This window comes from Streptomyces sp. NPDC051180 (assembly GCF_040689545.1).
Taxonomy (GTDB): Bacteria; Actinomycetota; Actinomycetes; order Streptomycetales; family Streptomycetaceae; genus Streptomyces.
This window is the reverse complement of record NZ_JBFBBC010000008.1, coordinates 273,232-294,849: the sequence shown is the minus strand read 5'-3', so window position 1 is coordinate 294,849 and position 21,618 is coordinate 273,232. Positions and strand designations below refer to the sequence as shown.

The 21,618-nt window shown below is 73.1% G+C and carries 19 protein-coding genes and 3 tRNA genes; 12 read left to right on the top strand and 10 right to left on the bottom strand.

What is annotated here, in order from left to right:
- Nucleotides 1-13: 13 nt before the first annotated feature.
- Nucleotides 14-571: a potassium channel family protein gene (locus AB0424_RS17385; protein WP_366306206.1), complete on the bottom strand. Its 558-nt coding sequence runs from the start codon at nt 569-571 to the stop codon at nt 14-16.
- 280 nt (nt 572-851) lie between these two features.
- Here AB0424_RS17385 and AB0424_RS17380 point away from each other — a divergent pair, with 280 nt between their 5' ends.
- The 4 genes from AB0424_RS17380 (at nt 852) to AB0424_RS17365 (ending at nt 3,989) form a co-directional block, all read left to right on the top strand.
- Complete coding sequence (locus AB0424_RS17380; protein ID WP_366306204.1) at nt 852-1,274, top strand: SHOCT domain-containing protein; 423 nt, start codon at nt 852-854, stop codon at nt 1,272-1,274.
- 39 nt (nt 1,275-1,313) lie between these two features.
- Entirely contained in the window at nt 1,314-2,105 is a 792-nt protein-coding gene (locus AB0424_RS17375) for a GAP family protein (protein WP_366306202.1), read from the top strand.
- A 101-nt stretch (nt 2,106-2,206) separates the two neighbouring features.
- Nucleotides 2,207-2,629 (top strand): amphi-Trp domain-containing protein, encoded by a 423-nt coding sequence (locus AB0424_RS17370; protein ID WP_366306200.1) that lies wholly within the window; start codon nt 2,207-2,209, stop codon nt 2,627-2,629.
- A 22-nt stretch (nt 2,630-2,651) separates the two neighbouring features.
- The gene (locus AB0424_RS17365; protein WP_366306199.1) at nt 2,652-3,989 is read left to right on the top strand and encodes a chloride channel protein; all 1,338 of its coding nucleotides are present in this window, start codon (nt 2,652-2,654) and stop codon (nt 3,987-3,989) included.
- Nucleotides 3,990-4,141: 152 nt separating this feature from the next.
- On the opposite strand, the gene AB0424_RS17360 is transcribed toward AB0424_RS17365, so the two are convergent.
- The 3 genes from AB0424_RS17360 to AB0424_RS17350 all read right to left on the bottom strand — a co-directional run bounded on the left by AB0424_RS17360 (nt 4,142) and on the right by AB0424_RS17350 (nt 4,534).
- A tRNA-Ile gene (locus AB0424_RS17360) sits at nt 4,142-4,218 on the bottom strand.
- Between the two features lie 162 nt (nt 4,219-4,380).
- Nucleotides 4,381-4,456, bottom strand: a tRNA-Asn gene (locus AB0424_RS17355).
- 5 nt (nt 4,457-4,461) lie between these two features.
- Nucleotides 4,462-4,534 (bottom strand) — tRNA-Asn (locus AB0424_RS17350).
- A 136-nt stretch (nt 4,535-4,670) separates the two neighbouring features.
- Between AB0424_RS17350 and AB0424_RS17345 the strand changes: the two genes are divergently transcribed.
- From AB0424_RS17345 to AB0424_RS17325, 5 genes are all read left to right on the top strand, one after another.
- Nucleotides 4,671-4,982, top strand: a complete 312-nt coding sequence (locus tag AB0424_RS17345; RefSeq protein ID WP_366306197.1) for a YtxH domain-containing protein — start codon at nt 4,671-4,673, stop codon at nt 4,980-4,982.
- 29 nt (nt 4,983-5,011) lie between these two features.
- Nucleotides 5,012-6,451 (top strand): FGGY family carbohydrate kinase, encoded by a 1,440-nt coding sequence (locus AB0424_RS17340; protein ID WP_366306195.1) that lies wholly within the window; start codon nt 5,012-5,014, stop codon nt 6,449-6,451.
- A 97-nt stretch (nt 6,452-6,548) separates the two neighbouring features.
- Nucleotides 6,549-8,282 (top strand): ABC transporter ATP-binding protein, encoded by a 1,734-nt coding sequence (locus AB0424_RS17335; protein WP_366306193.1) that lies wholly within the window; start codon nt 6,549-6,551, stop codon nt 8,280-8,282.
- Nucleotides 8,282-10,207, top strand: a complete 1,926-nt coding sequence (locus AB0424_RS17330; protein WP_366306191.1) for an ABC transporter ATP-binding protein — start codon at nt 8,282-8,284, stop codon at nt 10,205-10,207. The genes AB0424_RS17335 and AB0424_RS17330 overlap by 1 nt, the downstream gene beginning before the upstream one ends.
- 34 nt (nt 10,208-10,241) lie before the next feature.
- Nucleotides 10,242-11,447: a TerD family protein gene (locus AB0424_RS17325; RefSeq protein WP_366306189.1), complete on the top strand. Its 1,206-nt coding sequence runs from the start codon at nt 10,242-10,244 to the stop codon at nt 11,445-11,447.
- Here AB0424_RS17325 and AB0424_RS17320 read toward each other — a convergent pair.
- From AB0424_RS17320 to AB0424_RS17300, 5 genes are all read right to left on the bottom strand, one after another.
- A complete protein-coding gene (locus AB0424_RS17320) occupies nt 11,444-12,394 on the bottom strand; it encodes an RNA polymerase sigma factor (protein WP_366306249.1) in 951 nt (316 codons plus the stop codon). The genes AB0424_RS17325 and AB0424_RS17320 overlap by 4 nt on opposite strands.
- Before the next feature lie 167 nt (nt 12,395-12,561).
- On the bottom strand, nt 12,562-14,454 hold the full coding sequence (gene dnaG, locus AB0424_RS17315) for a DNA primase (RefSeq protein ID WP_366306188.1): 1,893 nt from the start codon (nt 14,452-14,454) through the stop codon (nt 12,562-12,564).
- Nucleotides 14,455-14,483: 29 nt separating this feature from the next.
- Entirely contained in the window at nt 14,484-15,743 is a 1,260-nt protein-coding gene (locus AB0424_RS17310; protein ID WP_366306186.1) for an FAD-dependent oxidoreductase, read from the bottom strand.
- Between the two features lie 117 nt (nt 15,744-15,860).
- Nucleotides 15,861-17,180: a deoxyguanosinetriphosphate triphosphohydrolase gene (locus tag AB0424_RS17305; protein WP_366306185.1), complete on the bottom strand. Its 1,320-nt coding sequence runs from the start codon at nt 17,178-17,180 to the stop codon at nt 15,861-15,863.
- A gap of 35 nt (nt 17,181-17,215) precedes the next feature.
- Complete coding sequence (locus AB0424_RS17300) at nt 17,216-18,031, bottom strand: sirohydrochlorin chelatase (protein WP_366306247.1); 816 nt, start codon at nt 18,029-18,031, stop codon at nt 17,216-17,218.
- A 427-nt stretch (nt 18,032-18,458) separates the two neighbouring features.
- On the opposite strand from AB0424_RS17300, the gene AB0424_RS17295 reads away from it, so the two are divergent.
- Nucleotides 18,459-19,292, top strand: a complete 834-nt coding sequence (locus AB0424_RS17295; RefSeq protein ID WP_366306183.1) for a class II glutamine amidotransferase — start codon at nt 18,459-18,461, stop codon at nt 19,290-19,292.
- Between the two features lie 25 nt (nt 19,293-19,317).
- On the opposite strand, the gene AB0424_RS17290 is transcribed toward AB0424_RS17295, so the two are convergent.
- Entirely contained in the window at nt 19,318-20,019 is a 702-nt protein-coding gene (locus tag AB0424_RS17290; protein WP_366306181.1) for a hypothetical protein, read from the bottom strand.
- 75 nt (nt 20,020-20,094) lie between these two features.
- Here AB0424_RS17290 and AB0424_RS17285 point away from each other — a divergent pair, with 75 nt between their 5' ends.
- Nucleotides 20,095-20,817 carry an aquaporin gene (locus tag AB0424_RS17285; RefSeq protein ID WP_366306179.1) on the top strand — a complete coding sequence of 241 codons (723 nt, stop codon included), beginning with the start codon at nt 20,095-20,097 and terminating at the stop codon, nt 20,815-20,817.
- A 38-nt stretch (nt 20,818-20,855) separates the two neighbouring features.
- Entirely contained in the window at nt 20,856-21,569 is a 714-nt protein-coding gene (locus tag AB0424_RS17280) for an ElyC/SanA/YdcF family protein (RefSeq protein ID WP_366306178.1), read from the top strand.
- Nucleotides 21,570-21,618 lie beyond the last annotated feature (49 nt).

The window sequence follows — 21,618 nt, the reverse complement described above, 5'->3', positions numbered from 1 at the left end:
AGGCCCGGCCCCGTCACCGCGCGAACGGCGGCCCGCCGGGCTCCTCCTCCCCCGACTCCAGGCTCCGCAGCCGCCGGCCCTCCTGGACGGCCCCCAGCACGAAGCGGGCCGCCACCCCGATCAGCAGGAAGTTGGCCGTCATCTGTCCCGTGGTCAGCAGCCGGGCCACCTCGGTGCGCGGGCTGATGTCGCCGAAGCCGACCGTGCTGAACACGGTCATCGTGAAGTAGAGGGAGTCGGTCCGGGACATCGGCTCGGTGAAGCTCGCCGGTTCGCTGCGGGCCAGCAGGAAGTAGGTCGCGGCGAAGAGCGCCACGAAGAACGGCAGCGCCGTCGCCACGGCCGCGACGGCCTTCAGCCCCGGGCGCGAGGCCCGCATGATCGTGCGCACCTGCCAGGCGATGAGCAGCGCCACCAGGAGGACGCCGACGACGAGCACCGCCACGGTGCCCGCGCTGAAGGAGGAGTCCAGCGGCAGCAGGTAGTAGGCGGCCAGCACGGCCGCCAGTGACAGGACCGCGTGCAGCGCGGTGAGCAGGGCCGACCGGCGGCTGCCCGGATTCCCGTCCACGTTTCCCCTCTCGGTCGCACGGAGCGGCGTGGCCGCGCCACGCGCTGCCCGGCGGGCGGTCACTGTCCCCGTCGGCGCCGGTGTCCCGCGGCAGGCGCGCCGGGGCGTCACCGGTGCGGCGGCGCCCCGGCTCCGCCGTTCGGGTGACCGGGTCCGGACCCCGCTCGCGCCCGGAGTGCGGCGGGCTCCGACGCGGCGCACTCTGGAGGCAGTTCGACCGCCGGACCGCGGCCGCCCGCAGGGGCGTCCGAGGCCGGTCACGACCGGCAGGAGATCGGCCATGAAGGACTCGATGGTGAACCTGGCAGTGGACTACCCGCTGCTGAACATGTTCTGGACCATGCTGATGCTCTTCCTGTGGGTCCTGTGGTTCATGCTGCTCTTCCGCATCATCGGCGACATCTTCCGCGACGACGAGCTGGGCGGCTGGGGCAAGGCGGGGTGGACCGTCTTCGTCATCCTGCTGCCGTTCCTGGGCGTGTTCGTGTACCTGATCGCCCGGGGGCGCTCCATGGGCGAGCGCGAGATGAAGCGGATGCAGGAGAGCCAGGAGCAGTTCCGCTCCTACGTCCGCGAGACGGCCGGGAGCGGCGGGGGCGGCGGTCACGCGGAGGAACTCTCCCGGCTCGCCGAGCTGAAGAACAGCGGTGCCCTCACGGACGCCGAGTTCGCGCAGGCCAAGGCGAAGATCCTCGCGAGCTGACGGACCCGCGGCGGCGGGCCCCGGCGCGGGTGATCACCCATGGTCCTCGACCTGGTCCTCATCGGCCTGGCCATCACGCTGTACCCGCTGCCGGGCATGGCGCTCGTGCTCGTGCTCGCCTCGCCCCGCGGGGTGTACAAGGGGCTGGCCTTCATCGCGGCCTGGCTGGCCTGCCTCGTCGCCGTGATCGCCATGGTCCTGGCCTTCACGGGCGGACAGCCGCCGGCGCCCCGCTCGCCGCCCACGATCGCGGCCCTCGCCGCCACGCTGGTCATCGGCCTGAGCCTGATCGTCTACAGCGAGCACCGGCGCCGCCGCAGCCGCCGCATCGCCGCCGCAGCCGGGGCCGGGAGCCCGTCCGAGGCCGGGACCCCGTCCGAGGCCGCCGGGCCGGGGTCCGCCGACACCGGGTCGGGGACGGCCGGGGGCGGGTCCGGGGTGGCGGCCGGGGGCGGGGAACGGGCCGCGGGCCACGTGGGGTCCGGGCGGTCGCTGACCTCGCGGATGGACCAGGCCACCGGATGGTCGGCCGCCGGACTCGCCGTCCTCCTCCAGCCCTGGGGCATGGTCAGCGCCGCGGCCGCCACCGTCGTGAAGGCCGACCTCTCCCACGTCCAGTCCTTCCTGGCGCTCCTCGGCTTCTGCGTCCTGGCCACCTCCAGCCTGCTGGCCATGGAGCTGTACACGGTCTTCGCGCCGGAGGACGCGCAGCGCGACCTGACGCGCCTGCGGGCGTGGCTGTCGCGCCACAAGGAGCAGGCGATCGTCCTGCTCTGCCTCCTCCTCGGGCTCTGGCTCGTCGGCCGGAGCCTGTACCAGCTGACGGGATGAGCCCCGCCGGGGGCCGGCCCGCCCTCCCAGGGGATGTCGGATCCCGCACACCGGATCACAATGGGCGATATCTACTGTTCCTCCCGGATCGGAGAGCTTCGATGAAGGACCTCAAGTTCGAGCAGAAGCGCTCGATGTCGCGCCTCGAAGCGGCCGACCAGCTCGCCGCGCTCGCCGCGGCGCTGAGGGAAGGCGGCGACGTCGAACTGGAATACGGCCAGGGGACGCTGAGCCTGTACATCCCCGAGGACCTCCGCACCGAGGTGGAGGTCGAGGTCGGCAACGGGGAGATCGAGCTGGAGATCGAGTTCACGTGGCCGACCTCGCGGGCCAGGAAGGCACGGGAGGCCGAGCGGGAGAAGGCCGCACCGGTCGCCAAGGCGCCGGAGGCGGAACCGGCGAAGGCCCCGCCGCGGCGCAAGAGGGCGCCCGCCAAGGCCACGCGGACCGCCACCGGGACCAAGCGGAGCTCCGGCACGAAGAAGACCGCCGGCTCCCGGCCGGCCGCCGCGAAGAAGTCCTGAGCGGCGCCCGAGGAGGCCGTCCATGGCGGAGACCGACGCCCGTCCGGAGGAACCCGCCGGCGGGGGGCAGCCCCTGGAGGCGGACCGGCTGCGCGACCTGCTTCTCGCCCCCGGCTATCTCAAGGTCCTCACCGTCTCCGCCCTCATCGGCGTCCCGGTCTCCCTCGTCGCGTTCTGGTTCCTCGCCGGGCTGCACGCACTCGAACACCTCCTCTGGGCCGACCTGCCGCACGACCTGGGCTGGGACACCCCGCCCTGGTGGTGGCCGCTCCCCCTGCTCCTCGTCGCGGGGGTCGTCGTCGGCCTGGTCGCCGCGCGCCTGCCCGGCGGCGGCGGTCAGGTCCCGGCATCCGGGCTGCACGCCGGCGGGGCCGCGCCGGTCACCCTGCCCGGCGTCCTGATCGCCGCGACCGCGTCCCTGCCGCTCGGCGCCGTCCTGGGACCGGAGGCGCCGCTGATCGCGCTGGGCGGCGGCCTGGCCCTGCTCGTCCGGGACCTGACGCGGGGTCCGGCGACCCCGCAGACCACCGCGCTGCTCGGCGCGGCCGGCGCGGCGGCCGCCATCGCGGCGATCTTCGGGAACCCGCTGGTCGCCGCGGTGCTCCTGATGGAGGTGGCGGGAGCCGGCGGCCCCCGGCTGTTCGCGGTCATGCTGCCGGCGCTGCTCTCCAGCGGCGTCGGGGCCCTGGTCTTCACCGGCTTCGGTCGCTGGACCGGGCTGGAGACCGGCAGCCTCGGCCTCCGCCTGCCGATGCCGTTCCCCCCTCTGGACGCGGCGGACGTGCTCTGGACGATCCCCTTCGCCCTCGCCGTCGCGGTCCTCCTGCACCCGCTGCTGGCGGCGGCCCGGCGCGTCGCCGCCTTCGTCGCCCCGGGCGTGGTCGCCCGCACCGCGCTCTGCGCCCTCGCGGCGGCGGCCTGCGCGGGGCTCTACGCCCTGCTCACCGACCGCTCCCCCGCCGACGTCGCCCTCTCGGGCCAGGCCGCCCTGGGGCAGCTGGCCGCCGACCCGCACGCCTGGGGGGTGGGGGCACTCGTCGCCGTCCTGCTCCTCAAGGGAACGGCGTACGCCCTCTGCCTGGGCAGCCTGCGCGGCGGCCTCGTCTTCCCCGCCCTCTTCCTCGGAGCCGCCGCCGGGGTCCTCCTGGCCCCCCTCCCCGGTCTCGGCCTCGTGCCCGCCCTGGCCGCCGGCATGGCGGCCGCCACCGCCGCCACCCTCCGCCTGCCCGTCAGCAGCGTCGTCCTCGTCGTCCTCCTCCTCGGCGGCACGGCCATGATCCCCGTCGTCATCCTCGCCGCGGTCATCGCCTTCGTCACCACCGAACTCCTCCCGGAGACCAAGGCGGCACACCCGGCGTAGGAGGCCCGCGGCACCGGCTCGTGACCTCCAGCGGCCGCACGGCATACGGGTGATCCCGGCGTGTCGCTCCCGTGGGACACGCAGCGGGAGTGCACCGTGGTGCATGAAAAAGCTCGTGGCCGCAGGCAAAACCTTCCTGCGTCCACGAGCTGTGGTGGGGCGGGTGGGACTCGAACCCACGGCCGACGGATTATGAGTCCGCTGCTCTAACCGGCTGAGCTACCGCCCCGAACGGTGAGGCGCGTACATGTGTGCGCGCCTTCTGCCGCAGCATAGCCGCTCATACGATCTCCTGCTCCGGAAGATCGGCTCTGCCGACCATGAAGACAGCGCAGCGCGGCGCGCGGTTCCCGGAGACGCGAAAAAGGACCCCGAAGGGTCCTCTTCCGTGTGGCTCCCCCGACTGGACTCGAACCAGTAACCCTCCGGTTAACAGCCGAATGCTCTGCCAATTGAGCTACAGGGGATCGCGCTCCCCCGACTGGACTCGAACCAGTAACCTGCCGGTTAACAGCCGGCTGCTCTGCCAATTGAGCTACAGGGGATTGCTGCGTTGCACCGAACGTACCCAGTCCGGCTGAACCGGGAGGGCGCTCGTTCGCTGCGAGACATACATTAGCGCAAGCAGGGGGGTGCTCCGCCAATCGGTATCCCCAGGACCTCCAGGGAAGGATCGCAGCCGTGCGGTACAAGCTGACCTTCGTCGTGGGCCTAGCCCTCGGTTACGTGGTGGGTACGCGAGCAGGACGCGAGCGCTACGAGCAGATGAAGAAGTCCGCGAAGGACTTCTCGCGGAACCCGGCCGTGCGCAACGCCGCCGAGTCCGCCGCGCAGACGGGACGCCAGGTCGCGGGCAAGGCGGCCCATCTCGTGAGCGACAAGGTGGGCGACCGGCTGCCGGCCTCGGTCACGAACCGGGTGCAGTCGCTGCGCGACCGCGGCCGGGCGAACGGCAGGGTCGACGAGGACGAGTGGGGCACCAGCAACACCTGAGGGGCCCGCGTGCGGCAGAATCAGGTGTCATGGGGATAGTCGCCGGACTGGACAGCTCTGCTGAGTTCACACGCATCGTCGTCTGTGACACGGACACGGGTGCCGTACTGCGCCAGGGGTACGCGCCCCATCCCGGTGAACCCAAGGCCGTGGACGTCGATCCGCAGTCGTGGCTCCTCTCCCTCGGGGAGGCGGCCACCGGCGGGATCCTCGAAGGCGTGGAGGCCATCGGCGTCTCCGCCCAGCAGAACGGGCTCGTGCCGCTCGACGCGCAGGGCGGTCTGGTGCGGCCCGCACTGGTCCGCAACGACAAGCGCGCCCAGGTGGCCGCCGCCGACCTCGTCGAGTCCCTGGGCGGGCGCCAGGCGTGGGCCGAGGCCGTCGGCTGCGTCCCCGGCCCCGGGCAGGCCGTCGCCAAGCTGCGCTGGCTGGCCAGGACCGAGCCCGACCACGCCCGCCGGATCGCGATGATCCTCCAGCCGCACGACTGGCTGGTCTGGCAGCTGCTGGGCCGGCCGGCCCGCCGCACCACCGACCGCGGCGCCGCCTCCGGCACCGGCTACTGGTCCGCACGGACCGGCTCCTACCGCCCCGACCTGGTGGAGCTGGCCCTCGGCCACCAGGCCGTGCTGCCCGAGGTCCTCGGCCCGGCCGAGGCGGCCGGCACCACCCCCGAGGGACTGCTGATCTCCGCGGGCACCGGAGAGACGATGGCCGCCGCCCTCGGTCTCGGCCTGGGGCGCGGCGACGCGGTCGTCTCGCTCGGCGCCTCCGGTTCGGTGATGGCCGTCCACCACGAGGCCCTCGCCGACCCCGGCGGCATGATCACCTCGTTCGCCGACGCCACCGGCATGCACCTGCCCGTGGTCCACACCTCCAACGCGGTGCGGGCGCTGCGCGGCACCGCCGAGATGCTGGGCACCGACTCCCTCGACGAGCTCTCCGCGCTGGCCATGAAGTCGACCCCGGGCGCCTCCGGTCTCGTCCTGCTGCCCTATCTGGAGGGCGAGCGGACCCCGAACCTGCCGCACACCGCCGGCACGCTCAGCGGGCTGCGGCGCGAGTCGATGAAGCCCGAGCACCTGGCGCGGGCGGCGTTCGAGGGGATGATCTGCGCGCTCGGCGACGCGCTGGACGTGCTGCGCGGGCGGGGTGTCGAGGTGCGGCGGATCTTCCTGCTGGGCGCGGCGGGCGCGCTGCCGGCCGTGCAGGCGCTGGCGCCGGCGCTGTTCGGCGCCCAGGTCGTCGTCCCCCAGCCGGCCGACTACGCGGCGCTCGGCGCGGCCCGTCAGGCCGCCTGGGCCCTCGGGGCGGCCCGCGGCACGCTGTCGCCGGCCACTCCCCCGGCGTGGCAGGGCGCGGCCGCGCAGGTCCTGGAGCCGGGCGAGGAGCTGGCGGCGGGACAGGCGGTGCGGCAGCAGTACGTGGCGACCCGGGAGCAGATCCACCCGGGTGCGTTCGGCGCGTAGGCCCGGCGGAGGCGGTTCGTAAAGTCTTCCCCAGGGCTTGTCGCGGACCCCGAAACGGAGTCGTAACGCCCCGGGGCCGCGGGCGATAGTAGGAGCCGTGCTCATAAGACTGCTCCGAACCCATCTGCGGCCCTACCGAAAACCCATCGCGCTGCTCGTCCTGCTCCAGTTCCTGCAGACCTGCGCGAGCCTCTACCTGCCGACCCTGAACGCCGACATCATCGACAACGGTGTCGTGACCGGGGACACCGGCTACATCCTGCGCTTCGGCGCGCTGATGATCGGCGTCTCCGTGGTGCAGGTCGTCTGCAACATCGGGGCCGTGTTCCACGGCGCCCGGACGGCGTCCGCGCTCGGCCGTGACGTGCGCGGAGCGGTCTTCGACCGGGTGCAGTCCTTCTCCGCGCGGGAGCTCGGCCACTTCGGCGCGCCCTCGCTGATCACCCGTACGACCAATGACGTGCAGCAGGTCCAGATGCTGGTCCTGATGGGTTTCACCCTGATGGTGTCCGCGCCGATCATGTGCGTCGGCGGCATCGTGATGGCCCTCGGCCAGGACGTGCCGCTCTCCGCCGTGCTGCTCGCGGTGGTGCCGGTGCTCGCCGTCTCCGTCTCGCTGATCGTGCGGCGGATGCGGCCCCTCTTCCGCACCATGCAGGTGCGGCTCGACACCGTGAACCGGGTGCTGCGCGAGCAGATCACCGGCAACCGGGTCATCCGCGCGTTCGTGAAGGACGGGTACGAGGAGGAGCGGTTCCGCGGGGCCAACGCCGAGCTGACGGACGTGTCGATGTCGACCGGCCGGCTGATGGCGCTGATGTTCCCCGTCGTGATGACCGTCGTGAACATCTCCAGCGTGGCCGTCGTGTGGTTCGGCGCGCACCGCATCGACAGCGGCGGGATGGAGATCGGCGCGCTGACCGCCTTCCTCGCCTATCTGATGCAGATCGTGATGGCCGTCATGATGGCCACCTTCATGTTCATGATGGTGCCGCGGGCCGAGGTGTGCGCGGAGCGCATCGAGGAGGTCCTCTCCACGGAGTCCAGCGTCGTGCCGCCGGCCCGGCCGGTGACGAAGCTCGACCGGCGGGGCCACCTGGAGGTCAGGAACGCGGACTTCCGGTACCCCGGCGCGGAGGAGCCGGTCCTGACGGACGTCGCCCTGGTCGCCCGCCCCGGCGAGACCACCGCGATCATCGGCTCCACCGGCAGCGGCAAGTCCACCCTCCTCGGACTCGTCCCCCGCCTCTTCGACACCACCGGCGGCGAAGTCCTCGTCGACGGCGTCGACGTCCGCACCCTCGACCCCCACCTCATGGCCAGGACCGTCGGCCTCGTCCCCCAGAAGCCCTACCTCTTCTCCGGGACCGTCGCCACCAACCTCCGCTACGGCAAACCCAACGCCACCGACGAAGAACTCTGGCACGCCCTCGACGTCGCCCAGGCGGCCGACTTCGTGCGGCAGCTGGAGGCCGGGCTGAACGCCCCGATCGCACAGGGCGGCACCAACGTGTCCGGCGGTCAGCGGCAGCGGCTCGCGATCGCGCGGACGCTGGTGCAGCGGCCGGAGATCTACCTCTTCGACGACTCCTTCTCCGCGCTCGACTACGAGACGGACGCCCTGCTCCGGGCCGCGCTGGCCCGCGAGACGGCGGACTCGACCGTGGTGATCGTCGCCCAGCGCGTCTCCACCATCCGGGACGCCGACCGGATCGTCGTCCTCGACGAGGGCCGCGTCGTCGGCACCGGACGGCACCGGGAGCTGATGGCGGACAACGAGACGTACCGGGAGATCGTGCTCTCCCAGCTGACCGAGGCGGAGGCAGCCTGATGGCCGGTCCTGGTGGACGCATGATGGCCGGTGGCGGCCCCGACCAGCGGTCGATGGACTTCAAGGGCTCGGGCAAGCGGCTGCTGCGGCAGCTGGCCCCCGAGCGCGGCGCCCTGTGGGTGATGCTCTTCGCCGGCGTGCTGTCGGTGGCGGCCTCGGTGGTCGGCCCGAAGATCCTCGGCAAGGCGACCGACCTCGTCTTCGCGGGCGTCGTCGGGCGGCAGATCGAGAGCGGGACGAAGGCGGAGGCGATCGCGAACCTGCGCGCCGCCGGCGACGGCGGCATGGCGGACATGCTGTCCGGCGTCGACTTCACGCCGGGCCGGGGCATCGACTTCTCCGCCGTGGGCGAGGTGCTGCTCGTCGTCCTCGCGGTGTACGTGGCGGCGGGCCTGCTCATGCTGGTCTCGACCCGCATGTCGATCAAGGTGATCAACCGGACGGTCTACCGGATGCGGGAGGACGTCCAGACCAAGCTCGCGCGGCTGCCCCTGTCGTACTTCGACAAGGCGAAGCGCGGCGAGGTGCTGTCCCGGGCGACCAACGACATCGACAACATCTCGCAGACGCTCCAGCAGTCGATGGGCCAGCTGGTCAACTCGCTGCTCACCATCGTCGGCGTGCTCGGCATGATGTTCTGGATCTCGCCGCTGCTCGCCCTGGTGGCGCTGGTGACGGTGCCGGTGTCGGTCTTCGTCGCGGCGAGGATCGGCAAGCGCTCGCAGCCGCACTTCGTCCAGCAGTGGAAGTCCACGGGCACGCTCAACGCGCACGTGGAGGAGATGTACACCGGGCACGCCCTGGTGAAGGTCTTCGGCCGGCAGGAGGAGTCCGCGCAGGACTTCCGCGAGCAGAACGAGGCCCTGTACGAGGCCGGGTTCAAGGCGCAGTTCAACAGCGGCGTGATGCAGCCGGTGATGCTCTTCGTCTCCAACCTCAACTACGTCCTGGTGGCCGTCGTCGGCGGCCTGAAGGTGGCGAGCGGCTCGCTCTCCATCGGCGACGTCCAGGCGTTCATCCAGTACTCGCGCCAGTTCTCCATGCCGCTGACCCAGGTCGCGTCGATGGCGAACCTGGTGCAGTCGGGCGTGGCCTCGGCAGAGCGGATCTTCGAGCTGCTCGACGCCGAGGAGCAGGCTCCGGACCTGCCGGGCAGCGCGAGGCCCGCCGACCTCAAGGGCAAGGTCGCCCTGGAGGACGTGTCCTTCCGCTACGAGGCCGACAAGCCCCTCATCGAGGACCTGTCGCTCACCGTCGAGCCCGGCCAGACGGTCGCCATCGTCGGCCCCACCGGCGCCGGCAAGACGACCCTGGTCAACCTGCTCATGCGGTTCTACGAGGTGACGGGCGGCCGGATCACCCTGGACGGGGTCGACATCGCCCGGATGACCCGCGAGGAGCTGCGGACCGGGATCGGCATGGTCCTCCAGGACACCTGGCTCTTCGGCGGCACCATCGCGGAGAACATCGCGTACGGCGCCACCCGCGAGGTGACCGGGAAGGAGATCGAGGAGGCCGCACGTGCCGCGCACGCCGACCGCTTCGTCCGCACCCTGCCCGACGGCTACGACACGGTCATCGACGACGACGGGGCGGGGGTCAGCGCGGGCGAGAAGCAGCTGATCACCATCGCCCGCGCCTTCCTCTCCGACCCGGTGATCCTCGTCCTCGACGAGGCCACCAGCTCCGTCGACACCCGCACCGAGGTGCTCATCCAGAAGGCGATGGCCCGACTCGCCCACGGCCGCACCTCGTTCGTCATCGCGCACCGGCTCTCCACGATCCGGGACGCGGACGTCATCCTCGTGATGGAGAGCGGCTCGATCGTCGAACAGGGCACCCACACCGAACTGTTGGCGGCCGAGGGAGCCTACGCCCGCCTGTACGCCGCGCAGTTCGCCCAGGCGGTGGCGGAAGTCGACTGACCGGGCAGGTGACCCGTGCCGCATGATGTGCGGCATGGGTCACATAACCGAGAGTTCCTGGGTGCCTTCGGTCACCCTGCGCGTGGGTGCCGAGGGCGTGGAGGTGGCGGCGCTGCTGCTCGGCGCGGACGGCCGGGTCCGGGGGGACGCGGACATGGTCTTCGACGGACAGCCGGTCCATCCGTCGGGGGCGGTGCGACACGAACCGCCCTCGCTGGTCCTGGCGTTGCACGAGGTCGAGGCCGAGGTCGAGCGGATCGTGATCACCGGTACCGCGAGCGGCGGCGCCCTGGTGGCGGTCGCCCCGGACGGGGCGGCCGTCGCCTCCTCCCGGGTGACGGGTTCGGGGGGCGCCACCGCCGTCGTCTTCGCGGAGTTCTTCCGGGAGTCGGGCGGCTGGAAGTTCGGCGGGGTCGGGAAGGGGTACGACTCCGGACTCTCCGGGCTCGTCACCTCGTACGGGGTCGAGGTCGCGGACGAGGAGCCGGCGGCGGCCGGGCCCGTACCGCTCACCGGGGTGGTGAAGATGCCCGGGCGGGTTCCGCCCACGGACGGCGTCCTCCCGGACGAGCCCGCTCCGGCCCCCGCTCCGGCCCCCGCCGGGCCGTTCCCGCCGGAGGACCGGCCGTACGTGCTGGTCGAAGGCTGGGAGTTCGGCCCGGTCTTCGAACCCTTCGTGGTCGAGGGGTGCGGCAACGACGTGATCACGCTCGACGGCCGGGTCGGTGCGGGGCCCGTCCTGGTCGAGGTCGCGCACGAGGGCCGCGGGTACGTCGGCCTCTTCACGCTCGACCGGCGCAACAAGGACGAGGTCGACTACCTCCTCAACGACCTCCTGCCCGAGTTCCGCGGCAGCACCTTCGCCCGGGTCCCCGAGGGCCGGCCGCTGCGCATGCGGCTCGCCGCCGACAACCGGTGGGTGATGCGGGTGAAGCCCCTCGCGGCGGCCCGCCGCCTGGAGGGGACGATGCACGGCTACGGCCCCGAGGCACTGGTCTACCTCGGCGGCGGGGCGGACCTCCGGGTGGACTTCGAGGGCAGTCCCGAGAGCGGCGGCGGCTACGTCGGCATCCAGGGCTACGGGGTCGACGGACGCACCGGCGGGCGGCTGCCCCACATGGACCTGCTCCTCAACGAGACCGGGCCGCTGAGCCACACCGTCCCCGTCCCGGGGGGAGCGCAGCTGCTGCACCTGCGCGCCGAGGGCCCGTGGACGTTCACGGTCCGGGAGCTCGGCTAGTCGAGATAGCCGCGCAGTTGGTCGGCGTAGGCGTGGTCGCGGAGTTTGGTGAGGGTCTTGGACTCGATCTGGCGGATGCGTTCGCGGGTCACCCCGAAGATGCGGCCTATCTCCTCCAGGGTGCGGGGCCGGCCGTCGTCGAGGCCGTAGCGGAGCTGGACGACCTTGCGTTCGCGCTCGCCGAGGGTGGAGAGGACGTCCTCCAGGTGGCGGCGGAGCAGCAGGAAGGCCGCGGACTCGACGGGTGAGGCGGCGTCGCCGTCCTCGATGAGGTCGCCGAGGGCGACGTCCTCCTCCTCGCCGACGGGGGCGTGCAGGGAGACCGGCTCCTGGGCGAGGCGGAGGACCTCGCCGACCCGCTCGGGGGCCACGTCGAGCTGGGCGGCGACCTCCTCGGCGGTGGGCTCGTAACCGCGTTCCTGGAGCATGCGGCGCTGGACGCGGATGACGCGGTTGATGAGTTCGACGACGTGCACGGGGACGCGGATGGTGCGGGCCTGGTCGGCGAGGGCGCGGGACATGGCCTGGCGGATCCACCAGGTGGCGTAGGTGGAGAACTTGTAGCCGCGGGCGTAGTCGAACTTCTCGACGGCCCTGATGAGGCCGAGGTTCCCCTCCTGGACGAGGTCGAGCATGGTGAGGCCGCGGCCGATGTACCGCTTGGCGACGGAGACGACGAGGCGGAGGTTGGCCTCGATCAGCTTCCGCTTGGCGATCCGGCCGAGGACGACGATCCGGTCGAGGTCGCCGGCGAGCCGGGAGTCCAGGTCGGGGGTGTTGGCGAGCTTCTCCTCGGCGAAGAGCCCGGCCTCGACGCGGCGGGCGAGCTCGACCTCCTCCTCCGCGCTGAGCAGCGGGATGCGGCCGATCTCGCGGAGGTACTGGCGGAAGAGGTCGGACGAGGGCCCGTTGCCGCCGAGGTCGGTCCGGCGCCGCTGGACCGGGATCTCGGGGATGTCGGCCTGCTCGTCCGGTTCGGTGGTCTGGATCTCGGTCTGCACGGCGGGCGACCTCCAGGTGGGGCGGAACGGCACCGTCATCCAGTGTGGGGTACGACACATCGCCGCCACGAGGGGCGTGCGGTGACTTTTTGAGTCCGGACCGTGACCGAGGGTCAGAGTGCGGCGGCGCCGTTGTTCCGCAGGGACTGCCCGTACTGGGTGAGGACCCAGAGCTCGTTCTGGACGGCGGCGAGCTGTTCCGGGTCGCCGTGGGCGCCGAGCCGGGCCAGGGTGCCCTGGACGTCGCGGATGCGGCGGTCGACGGCGCGGAGGCGGACGGTGACGAGCTGGTCGCCGGCGTATGCCTCGTCGACGTTCTTGGCGAAGATCGTCTCGACGGCCAGTTCGGTGACGAGGGCCCGGACGGTGTCGTTGGGGGCGGCCTCGCGGACGGTGTCGAGGTAGTCGGAGGGTGCGCCGGTGGCGCCGCCCGCGTCCTGGACGCACTGGCGGACGGCGGCGTACGGCGGGGCGGTGAACTCGTCGATGCCGTACGCGTCGAAGGCCGGGGAGACCAGTTCGGGGCGCTGGAGGGCGAGCTTGAGCAGTTCGCGCTCGGTGCGGTGGGCGGGGCTGCGCAGGTTGAGCGCGGGCCCGGAGGGGGCGGCCGAGGGGGCCGGGGTGTCGTAGCCGCGCTGCGGGGCCGGCTGCGTCGCGGGGCCCTTGCCGCCGCGGTCGCGGGCCCAGCGGGCGAGCTGGGCGACCCGCTTGACGACGAACTGGGTGTCGAGGATGCCCAGCATGCCGGCGAGCTGGACGGCGACCTCGTGCTGGGCGCCGATGTTCTTGATCCGGGCGACCACGGGGGCGGCCTCGTCGAGGGCGGCGGCGCGGCCGGCGGGGGTCTCCAGGTCGTAGCGCTTCACGATCTGGCGGAGCGCGAACTCGAAGAGCGGGGTGCGCGGCTGGACGAGTTCGGCGACGGCCGCGTCGCCCTTGGCGAGCCGCAGTTCGCAGGGGTCCATGCCGTCGGGGGCGATGGCGATGTAGGTCTCGGCGGCGAACTTCTGGTCGTCCTCGAAGGCGCGCAGGGCGGCCTTCTGGCCGGCGGCGTCGCCGTCGAAGGTGAAGATCACCCGGGCCGAGCCGTTGTCCATCAGGAGGCGGCGGAGGATCTTGATGTGGTCGCCGCCGAAGGCGGTGCCGCAGGTGGCGATGGCGGTGGTGACGCCGGCGAGGTGGCAGGCCATGACGTCGGTGTAGCCCTCGACGACGACGGCCCGGCTGACCTTGGCGATGTCCTTCTTGGCCAGGTCGATGCCGTAGAGCACCTGGGACTTCTTGTAGATCGGCGTCTCGGGGGTGTTGAGGTACTTGGGGCCGTTGTCGTCGTCGCGGAGCTTGCGCGCGCCGAAGCCGACGACCTCGCCGCCGACGTCGCGGATCGGCCACATGAGGCGGCCGCGGAAGCGGTCGATGGGGCCGCGTCGGCCGTCCTGGGCGAGCCCGGAGAGGATCAGCTCCTTGTCGGAGAAGCCCTTGCCGCGCAGGAAGCGGGTGAGGTGGTCCCAGCCGGCCGGGGAGTACCCGACGCCGAAGTGCTCGGCGGCGGCCTGGTCGAAGCCGCGCTCGGCGAGGAACTTGCGGCCGATCTCGGCCTCGGCGGAGCCGAGTTGGTCGACGTAGAACTGGGCGGCGGCCTTGTGCGCCTCGACCAGGCGGATGCGTTCCCCGCGCTGGTGGCCGGGGTTGTAGCCGCCCTCCTCGTACCGCAGGGTGATGCCGGCCTTCGCGGCGAGTCGCTCGACGGTCTCCGAGAAGGAGAGGTGGTCGATCTTCATCACGAAGGCGATGGTGTCGCCGCCCTCCTGGCAGCCGAAGCAGTGGAAGAGTCCCTTGCCGGGGCTGACCTGGAAGGAGGGCGACTTCTCGTCGTGGAAGGGGCAGAGACCCTTGAGGTTTCCGCCGCCCGCGTTGCGCAGCTGGAGGTACTCGGACACGACGGCGTCGATCGGGACCGCGTCCCGTACCGCCTTCACGTCGTCATCGTTGATCCTGCCTGCCACGGGTGAAGTCTACGTGGGGGCGGAGGTGATCAGATCAGGCTCTCCAGGGGTACGGAGGGGTCGGCGAGGGCGTCGGGGTCCACGGCCGTACGGGACCGGATGAGCTGCTGGATCGGGTCTGTGACGTCCCACACGTTCACGTTCATGCCGGCCAGGACCCGGCCCTCCTTCAGCCAGAAGGCGATGAACTCGCGCTTTCCGGTGTCGCCGCGGACCACGACCTGGTCGTACGTGCCGGGGGGCGCCCAGCCCGAGTACTCCATGCCCAGGTCGTACTGGTCGGAGAAGAAGTAGGGGACGCGGTCGTACGAGACGAGCTGCCCCAGCATGGCGCGGGCGGCGGCCGGGCCGCCGTTCAGGGCGTTGGCCCAGTGCTCGACGCGGAGCCGGGTGTGCAGGCGGGGGTGGAGGGCGGCGGCCACGTCCCCGGCCGCGTAGATGTCGGGGTCCGAGGTGCGCAGCGACTCGTCGACGGCGATGCCGCCGCCGTCGGCGCGGTCGACGAGGGCGAGGCCGGAGTTCTCGGCGAGGACGGTGCGGGGGGCGGCGCCGATCGCGGCGAGGACGGCGTGCGCCGGGTGCTCCTCGCCGTCGTCGGTGCGGACGGCGAGGACCATGCCGTCCTGGCCGACGATCTCGGTGAGCCGGGCCCCGAAGTGGAAGCGGACGCCGTGGTCGGTGTGCAGGTCGGCGAAGAGCTGTCCGAGCTCGGGTCCGAGGACCCGGTGGAGCGGGGTGGGGTCGGCCTCGACGACGGTGACCTCGGCGCCGTAGCCGCGGGCCGCGGCGGCGACCTCCAGGCCGATCCAGCCGCCGCCGGCGATCACCAGGTGGCCGTTGTCCCGGCCGAGTCCGGCGAGGACCTGGCGCAGTCGGTCGGCGTGGGCGAGCCGGCGCAGGTGGTGGACGCCGGCGAGTTCGGTGCCGGGGACGTCGAGGCGGCGCGGCTCGGCGCCGGTGGCGAGGAGCAGCTTGTCGTAGCGGATGACGGTGCCGTCGCCGAGGCGCACGGTGCGGGCCTCGCGGTCGACGGCGGTGACGGACTGGCCGAGGTGCAGTTCGACGTCGTTCGCCGCGTACCAGGCGGCTTCGTGGACGAAGACGCCGTCGCGCTCCTTGGCGCCGGTGAGGTAGCCCTTGGAGAGGGGTGGGCGCTCGTAGGGGTGGTCGCGTTCGTCGCCGATGAGGATCACCCGGCCGTTGAACCCCTCGGCGCGCAGGGTCTCCGCCGCTTTGGCCCCTGCCAGGCCCCCGCCGACGATGACAAAGGTCTGATCTGCGTCGACCACGTCGTTTCCTCCTCTTTGCGACCGCTTCCAACCTACGCCCCCGGGCGTTCGTCGGGCCGTTCCGGCTCGGGGCGTGCATGCGAGCGTCCCGCACGGAGGGGGGTGAGGGAAGAGGACCTACGCCGCGTGGCGGTGCAGGCGGGTGTGGAGGGCGCGGGCGGCGGCGTCGGTCAGGTTGGCGATCTGGTCGATGATGACGCGTTTGCGGGCCCGGTCGTCGCGTGCGGTGTCGAAGGCCGCGCGGAACTGCGGTTCGAGGCCGTCGGGGGCCCGGGCGACGAGGGCCTCGGCGAGTTCGGCGACGACGACGCGCTGGTCGGCGCGGAGGGCCTCCTGCTCGGCGCGCTGCATCACGTACCGGTCGGCGACGGCCTTGAGGACGGCGCACTCGTTGCGCGCCTCGCGGGGGACGACGAGTTCGGCGGCGTAGCGGGTGAGGCGGCCGGAGCCGTACCTGCCGCGGGTGGCTCCCTCGGCGGCGAGGCAGAAGCGGCCGATGAGCTGGCTGGTGGCGTCCTTGAGGCGGGCCTGGGCGACGGCCGAGCCGTCGTATCCGTGCGGCCACCACTCCTGGTCGACGAGCCGGTCGAGGGCCTCGGCGAGCTCCTCCGGGTCGGTGTCCTCCGGGACGTAGCGGCCGAGGGCGACCGCGAAGACGTCGGCGCGCTCGGGTTCGGCGAGGAGGAGGTTGGGGTCGATGTGGCCGGCGTGCAGGCCGTCCTCGAAGTCGTGGACCGAGTAGGCCACGTCGTCGGACCAGTCCATGACCTGGGCCTCGAAGCAGGTGCGGTGGGCGGGGGCGTCCTGCCGGATCCAGGAGAAGACGGGCAGGTCGTCCTCGTACACGCCGAACTTGGGCGAGCCGGGGTCCTGGGGGTGGCCGCCGCGCGTCCAGGGGTACTTGGTGGCGGCGTCGAGGGCGGCGCGGGTGAGGTTGAGGCCGACGCTGACGAGTTCGCCGTCGGCGTCCTTGACGAAGCGCTTGGGCTCGATGCGGGTGAGGAGGCGGAGCGACTGGGCGTTGCCCTCGAAGCCGCCGCAGTCCTCGGCCACCTCGTTGAGCGCCTGCTCGCCGTTGTGCCCGAACGGCGGGTGGCCCATGTCGTGGGAGAGGCAGGCGGCTTCGACGAGGTCGGGGTCGCAGCCGAGGGCGGCGCCCAGCTCCCGGCCGACCTGCGCGCACTCCAGGGAGTGGGTGAGCCGGGTGCGGGGGCTGGCGTCCCAGGCGTGGCTCCGGGTGCCGGGGGTGACGACCTGGGTCTTCCCGGCGAGCCTGCGGAGGGCGGCGGAGTGCAGGACGCGGGCCCGGTCGCGCTGGAAGGCGGTGCGGCCGGGGCGTTTGTCGGGCTCGGCGGCCCAGCGTCCGGTCGCGGCGGAGTCGTAGCCCGGGGTGTCGGTGGCGGTGTCCTGTCCTGGGGTGTCCGTGATGCCTTCCATGCGTCGACGGTAACCGGAGGGACCGACAGAAGCGCTCAGATGGCGGCGAGTTCCCGCGCGGGGGTGGTGGTGCGGGAGGTGCGGGCGCGGTCGTAGCGGTGCAGGACGAGGCGGGCGAGCGCCGGGTGGGCGCCGAGCGGGTCGGCGGCGATCCAGGGGGCGTGGGCGGCGGCGCGGGTGGCGAAGAGGCCGGGAGCGGTGAAGCAGGAGGCGATGGCGACCCGGTGGCGGCCGCGGGCGGTCAGGGCCCGCACGGCCTCGGCGACGGTGGGCGTGGCGGCGGAGGCGTAGCCGGGGACGACGGGGACGCCGCCGAGGCGCTCGCCGAGGAGTGCGGCGATCCGGCGGATCTCGGCCCCCGACCGGGGGTCGCGGGAGCCGGCGGAGGCCAGGACGACGCCGGTGGCGGCGGAGCTCCCGTCCTCGGGCGCCCAGCCCGCCTCGGCGAGCCGGCCCGCCAGCGCCTCGACCAGGAGCGGGTGCGCGCCGAGCGGCTCTGCCACCCGGGCCCGGAGGGCGGGCGTGGCGGCGACGGCGGCCGGCAGGTCGTGGGTCACGTGGTGGCCGGGGGCGAGGAGCAGCGGGACGAGGACCGCCTCCCGTCCATCGGCCGCGACCCGCGCGAGGGTGTCGTCGAGCAGCGGCGTGTTCAGCTCGATGTGGGCGAGCCGGACGTCGAGTCCGGGCCGCAGCTCGCGCACCCGGTCGAGGAGGCGGGTGAGCGTGGCGCGTGCGCGGGGGTCGCGGCTGCCGTGGCCGACGGCGACCAGGGTGGGGGTGGCCTCGGCCGGGGCGGTGGTGCCGGGGGCGGGCAGGGCGCGGCTCCGTGCGACGGGGTCGGGGACGTTCATCGGTGGGCCTGCCTCCTCGTCGTGCTTCTCGGGTGTCCCGGGTCGCCCGTGCTTCTCGGATGTCCTGGGCGGCTCGTGCTTCTCGGGTGTCCCGGGTTTCCCCGGTGTCTCCTGCTTCCGCTGCGGACGGGCGTACGGACGCACCTGGGCCAGTTGGGCCGCGAGCTGGCCGGCGATCCTGTCGAGCAGCCCGGCGGCGTCGGCGAACGTGCTGTCCGGCTCCGTCATGCGCCGATCCTTCCGGGGGCGCGTTGCCTCGCCGTTTCGGACGCGTGACGTGTCTTTGCCACCCCCTCACGGGGCCGGGCCGCCGCCTGTCAGCCGGGCCGCGCAGGTGTGGCACCCCGTGGGGAGGGCACTCAGAATGGGAGGGCCGGACGGGGCGCGTCGACGTCCGCGGAGCCGGCAGGGACCCAGGTGATCACGCATGTGCCGATGGCTCGCGTACCGGGGCACACCGGTGCTGCTCGACACCATCCTGTACCGGCCGGCCCACTCCCTGATCGACCAGAGCCTGCACTCCCGGCTCGGGGTGGAGACCACCAACGGCGACGGGTTCGGGGTCGGCTGGTACTCGGCGGAGAACGACACCCCCGCGCTGATGAGGGACGTCGGGCCGGCCTGGAACAACCGCAACCTGCGCGAGCTGGCGGACCACGTCCGGTCCCCGCTGTTCTTCGCCCACATCAGGGCGTCGACGGGGACGGCCGTGCAGCAGTCGAACTGTCACCCGTTCCGGCACGGCCGCTGGATGTTCATGCACAACGGCGTCATCGACGGGTTCCCCCTGATGCGCCGCGACCTCACGCTGCTCGTCGACCCCGGGCTGTACGGGGACATCGAGGGGACGACGGACTCCGAGGTGATGTTCCACCTGGCCCTCACCTTCGGGCTCGACCGGGATCCGCCGGCGGCCGTCGCCGCGATGGCGGGCGTCGTGGAGCGGGTCGGCCGTGCGCACGGGGTGGAGCACCCCCTCCAGATGACGCTCGCCCTCACCGACGGCGAGCGCGTCTGGGTCTTCCGCTACTCCACCGCGCGCGCGTCCCGTTCGCTGTTCTACAGCAGCCGGGTGGAGGCGCTGCGCCGGCTCCACCCGGACCTCGGGTTCCTTCGGCACGTGTCCGGGGAGACCCGGCTCATCGTCTCCGAGCCGCTCGGCGACCTGCCCGGGGCGTGGAACGAGGTGCCGGAGAACAGTTACGGGGTCGTCCAGCCGGGCACGGACGAGCTGCACCGGTTCGTGCCCGCGGCGGTGTGACCCGCCCCGGGCGCCCGGACCCGCCTCAGGCGTCCAGCCAGACCCGGAGGGGGCCGGTCGTGGTGAAGCCGGCCGCGAGGGCGGCGGTCAGGTCGTCGCCGGACTCGTAGCCGACGACGGGGCGGTCGGCGGGGGCGGCGGCGACGGCGCCCGCCCAGGCGTGGGCGGGGTCGGTGTCGCCGGTGGTGAAGAGGTTGGAGACGCCGGTGACGCGCTCGCCCACGCTGAGGACGGCGCCGCCGAGGATCCGGCCGTCGACCGCGTACCCGGCGACGACGAGGGTCTCCGGGTCGTCGAGCAGTTCGGGGCGGAAGAGGGCCGCCTCCTCGGCGTCGCCGTCGCTCCAGGCGAGGGCCCAGGCGGCGAGTTCCGCCGGGGTGCGGACGGGGCGGTGGCCGGCCGCGACCGGGAGGTCGGACGGTCCGGCGGGGCGGTGGATCCACTGGGCCTCGAAGAGGAGCCGGAAGCCCTCGGAGGCCAGGTCGAGGCGGGCGAAGCTGTCCTTGACGGAGGCTCCGGGGGTGGTGCGGTCGATGCCGGCGAGGACGTCCTCGGCCGTGGCGTCCTCGGTGAGGGTGACGGCGTCGGGGTAGTAGAGCGGGGTCCGGCCGCCGTTGGTCCAGGCGCGGGGGCCGAAGGTGCCGGGCAGGCCGTGGGCGCGGCACATGGCCTGGCACCACGCGGCGTTGTTGCGGACGGCTTCCCCGAGGACATCGCTGACGATCATGGACGGATCGTACGGGGAGGCACTCCTCCCCCTCCCCTCTTTTTTCATTCCGAATCACGGAATATCTTTTCCACTATGAGAATGTCCCCGCCCGCGCTCCCCCGGCGCGCCGCCGCCGAGTTCATCGGCACCGCCGCCCTCGTCGCCGTCGTCGTCGGCTCCGGCATCCGCGCCGACTCCCTCAGCCAGGACATCGGCGTCCGGCTCCTCGCCAACGCCGCCGCGTCCGCGCTCGGCCTCGGCCTGCTCATCGCCCTGATCGGCCCGCTCTCCGGAGCCCACTTCAACCCCGTCGTGACGCTCTCCGAGTGGTGGTCGCGGCGCCCCGAGCGCGGCGGTCGCGAGGCCCTCGCGTACATCGCCGCCCAGCTGGCCGGGGCCGTCGCCGGGGCCGTGCTCGCCGAGGCCATGTTCGGGCGGGCGCCCGGCGCGTGGGCCACCGAGCCGCGCTCGGCCCTGCACCTGCTCCTCGGGGAGGCGGTCGCCACGGCGGGGCTCGTCCTGGTCGTCCAGGGCCTGCGCCACATCGGCCGCCCGGGACTCGCGCCGCTCGCCGTCGCGGGCTACATCGGCGCGGCGATCTGGTTCACCTCCTCCGGCTCCTTCGCCAATCCGGCGGCCACCCTCGGCCGCGCGTTCTCCGACTCCTTCACCGGCATCGCCCCCGCCTCGGTGCCCGCCTACGCCGTCGCCCAGCTGTGCGGGATGCTGCTCGGCCTGGTCCTGGCCGGTGTGTTGTACGGAACACACCGGGCGCCGGGCGAACCGAACGCCGCCGAGCGGCGTCGGACGGGGTGACAGTCCCTCACCGACCGCACTCCCCCGGAGGTTCCCGCATGCCGGCACGGCTCACCCGGTTCGTCCCCCGCACCACCCGGGCCCGCCGCCGCACCGTCCAGGCCGTGATGCTGGGCGCCGTCCTTGCGCTCCTGCCCGCCACCTGGATGCACACCGCCGCCGCCGGGAAGCTCCGTACCACCGCCGACGTGCCCGCCCGGGACGTCGCCGTCGTCTTCGGCGCCGGCCTGTGGAGGGGGCGCCCCACCCCCTACCTCGCGCACCGGCTCGACGCCGCCGCCGAGCTCTACCGGACGGGCAAGGTGCGGGTGCTGCTCGTCACCGGCGACAACAGCAGGACCGCATACGACGAGCCGAGCGCCATGCGCGCCTACCTCACCGCGCGCGGGGTGCCGGACGGCCGGATCGTCAGCGACTACGCGGGCTTCGACACCTGGGACTCCTGCGTCCGGGCCCGGAAGGTCTTCGGCGTGGACCGGGCCGTCCTCGTCACCCAGGACTTCCACATCAAGCGGGCCGTCGCGCTCTGCGGCCGGGCGGGCGTCGACGCGTACGGCGTCGGGGTCCCCGAACCCCACGACGCCACCTGGTACTACGGCACGACCCGGGAGCTCGTCGCGGCCGGCAAGGCCGCCCTCGACGCGGGCCTGCGCCCCGACCCGCACTTCCTCGGCCCCACGGAGAAGGGCGTCACGGAGGCGCTGGCCTCCGCCCGGGCCCAGGCGCCGGCCTCACCTCCCGGCCGGCGGTGAGCGGAGCGGAGAGCACCGCGCCCGTAATACGCGGCGCCGCCCCGCGTAA

Bases quoted from the DNA above. Each gene is read 5' to 3' on its own strand.
- AB0424_RS17370 (WP_366306200.1), top strand. From the start codon at position 2,207: ATGAAGGACCTCAAGTTCGAGCAGAAGCGCTCGATGTCGCGCCTCGAA.
- AB0424_RS17300 (WP_366306247.1), bottom strand. From the start codon at position 18,031: ATGAACGTCCCCGACCCCGTCGCACGGAGCCGCGCCCTGCCCGCCCCC.
- AB0424_RS17325 (WP_366306189.1), top strand. From the start codon at position 10,242: ATGGGTCACATAACCGAGAGTTCCTGGGTGCCTTCGGTCACCCTGCGC.
- AB0424_RS17340 (WP_366306195.1), top strand. From the start codon at position 5,012: ATGGGGATAGTCGCCGGACTGGACAGCTCTGCTGAGTTCACACGCATC.
- AB0424_RS17285 (WP_366306179.1), top strand. From the start codon at position 20,095: ATGAGAATGTCCCCGCCCGCGCTCCCCCGGCGCGCCGCCGCCGAGTTC.
- AB0424_RS17280 (WP_366306178.1), top strand. From the start codon at position 20,856: ATGCCGGCACGGCTCACCCGGTTCGTCCCCCGCACCACCCGGGCCCGC.
- AB0424_RS17305 (WP_366306185.1), bottom strand. From the start codon at position 17,180: ATGGAAGGCATCACGGACACCCCAGGACAGGACACCGCCACCGACACC.
- AB0424_RS17365 (WP_366306199.1), top strand. From the start codon at position 2,652: ATGGCGGAGACCGACGCCCGTCCGGAGGAACCCGCCGGCGGGGGGCAG.
- AB0424_RS17295 (WP_366306183.1), top strand. From the start codon at position 18,459: ATGTGCCGATGGCTCGCGTACCGGGGCACACCGGTGCTGCTCGACACC.
- AB0424_RS17375 (WP_366306202.1), top strand. From the start codon at position 1,314: ATGGTCCTCGACCTGGTCCTCATCGGCCTGGCCATCACGCTGTACCCG.
- AB0424_RS17290 (WP_366306181.1), bottom strand. From the start codon at position 20,019: ATGATCGTCAGCGATGTCCTCGGGGAAGCCGTCCGCAACAACGCCGCG.
- AB0424_RS17380 (WP_366306204.1), top strand. From the start codon at position 852: ATGAAGGACTCGATGGTGAACCTGGCAGTGGACTACCCGCTGCTGAAC.
- AB0424_RS17330 (WP_366306191.1), top strand. From the start codon at position 8,282: ATGGCCGGTCCTGGTGGACGCATGATGGCCGGTGGCGGCCCCGACCAG.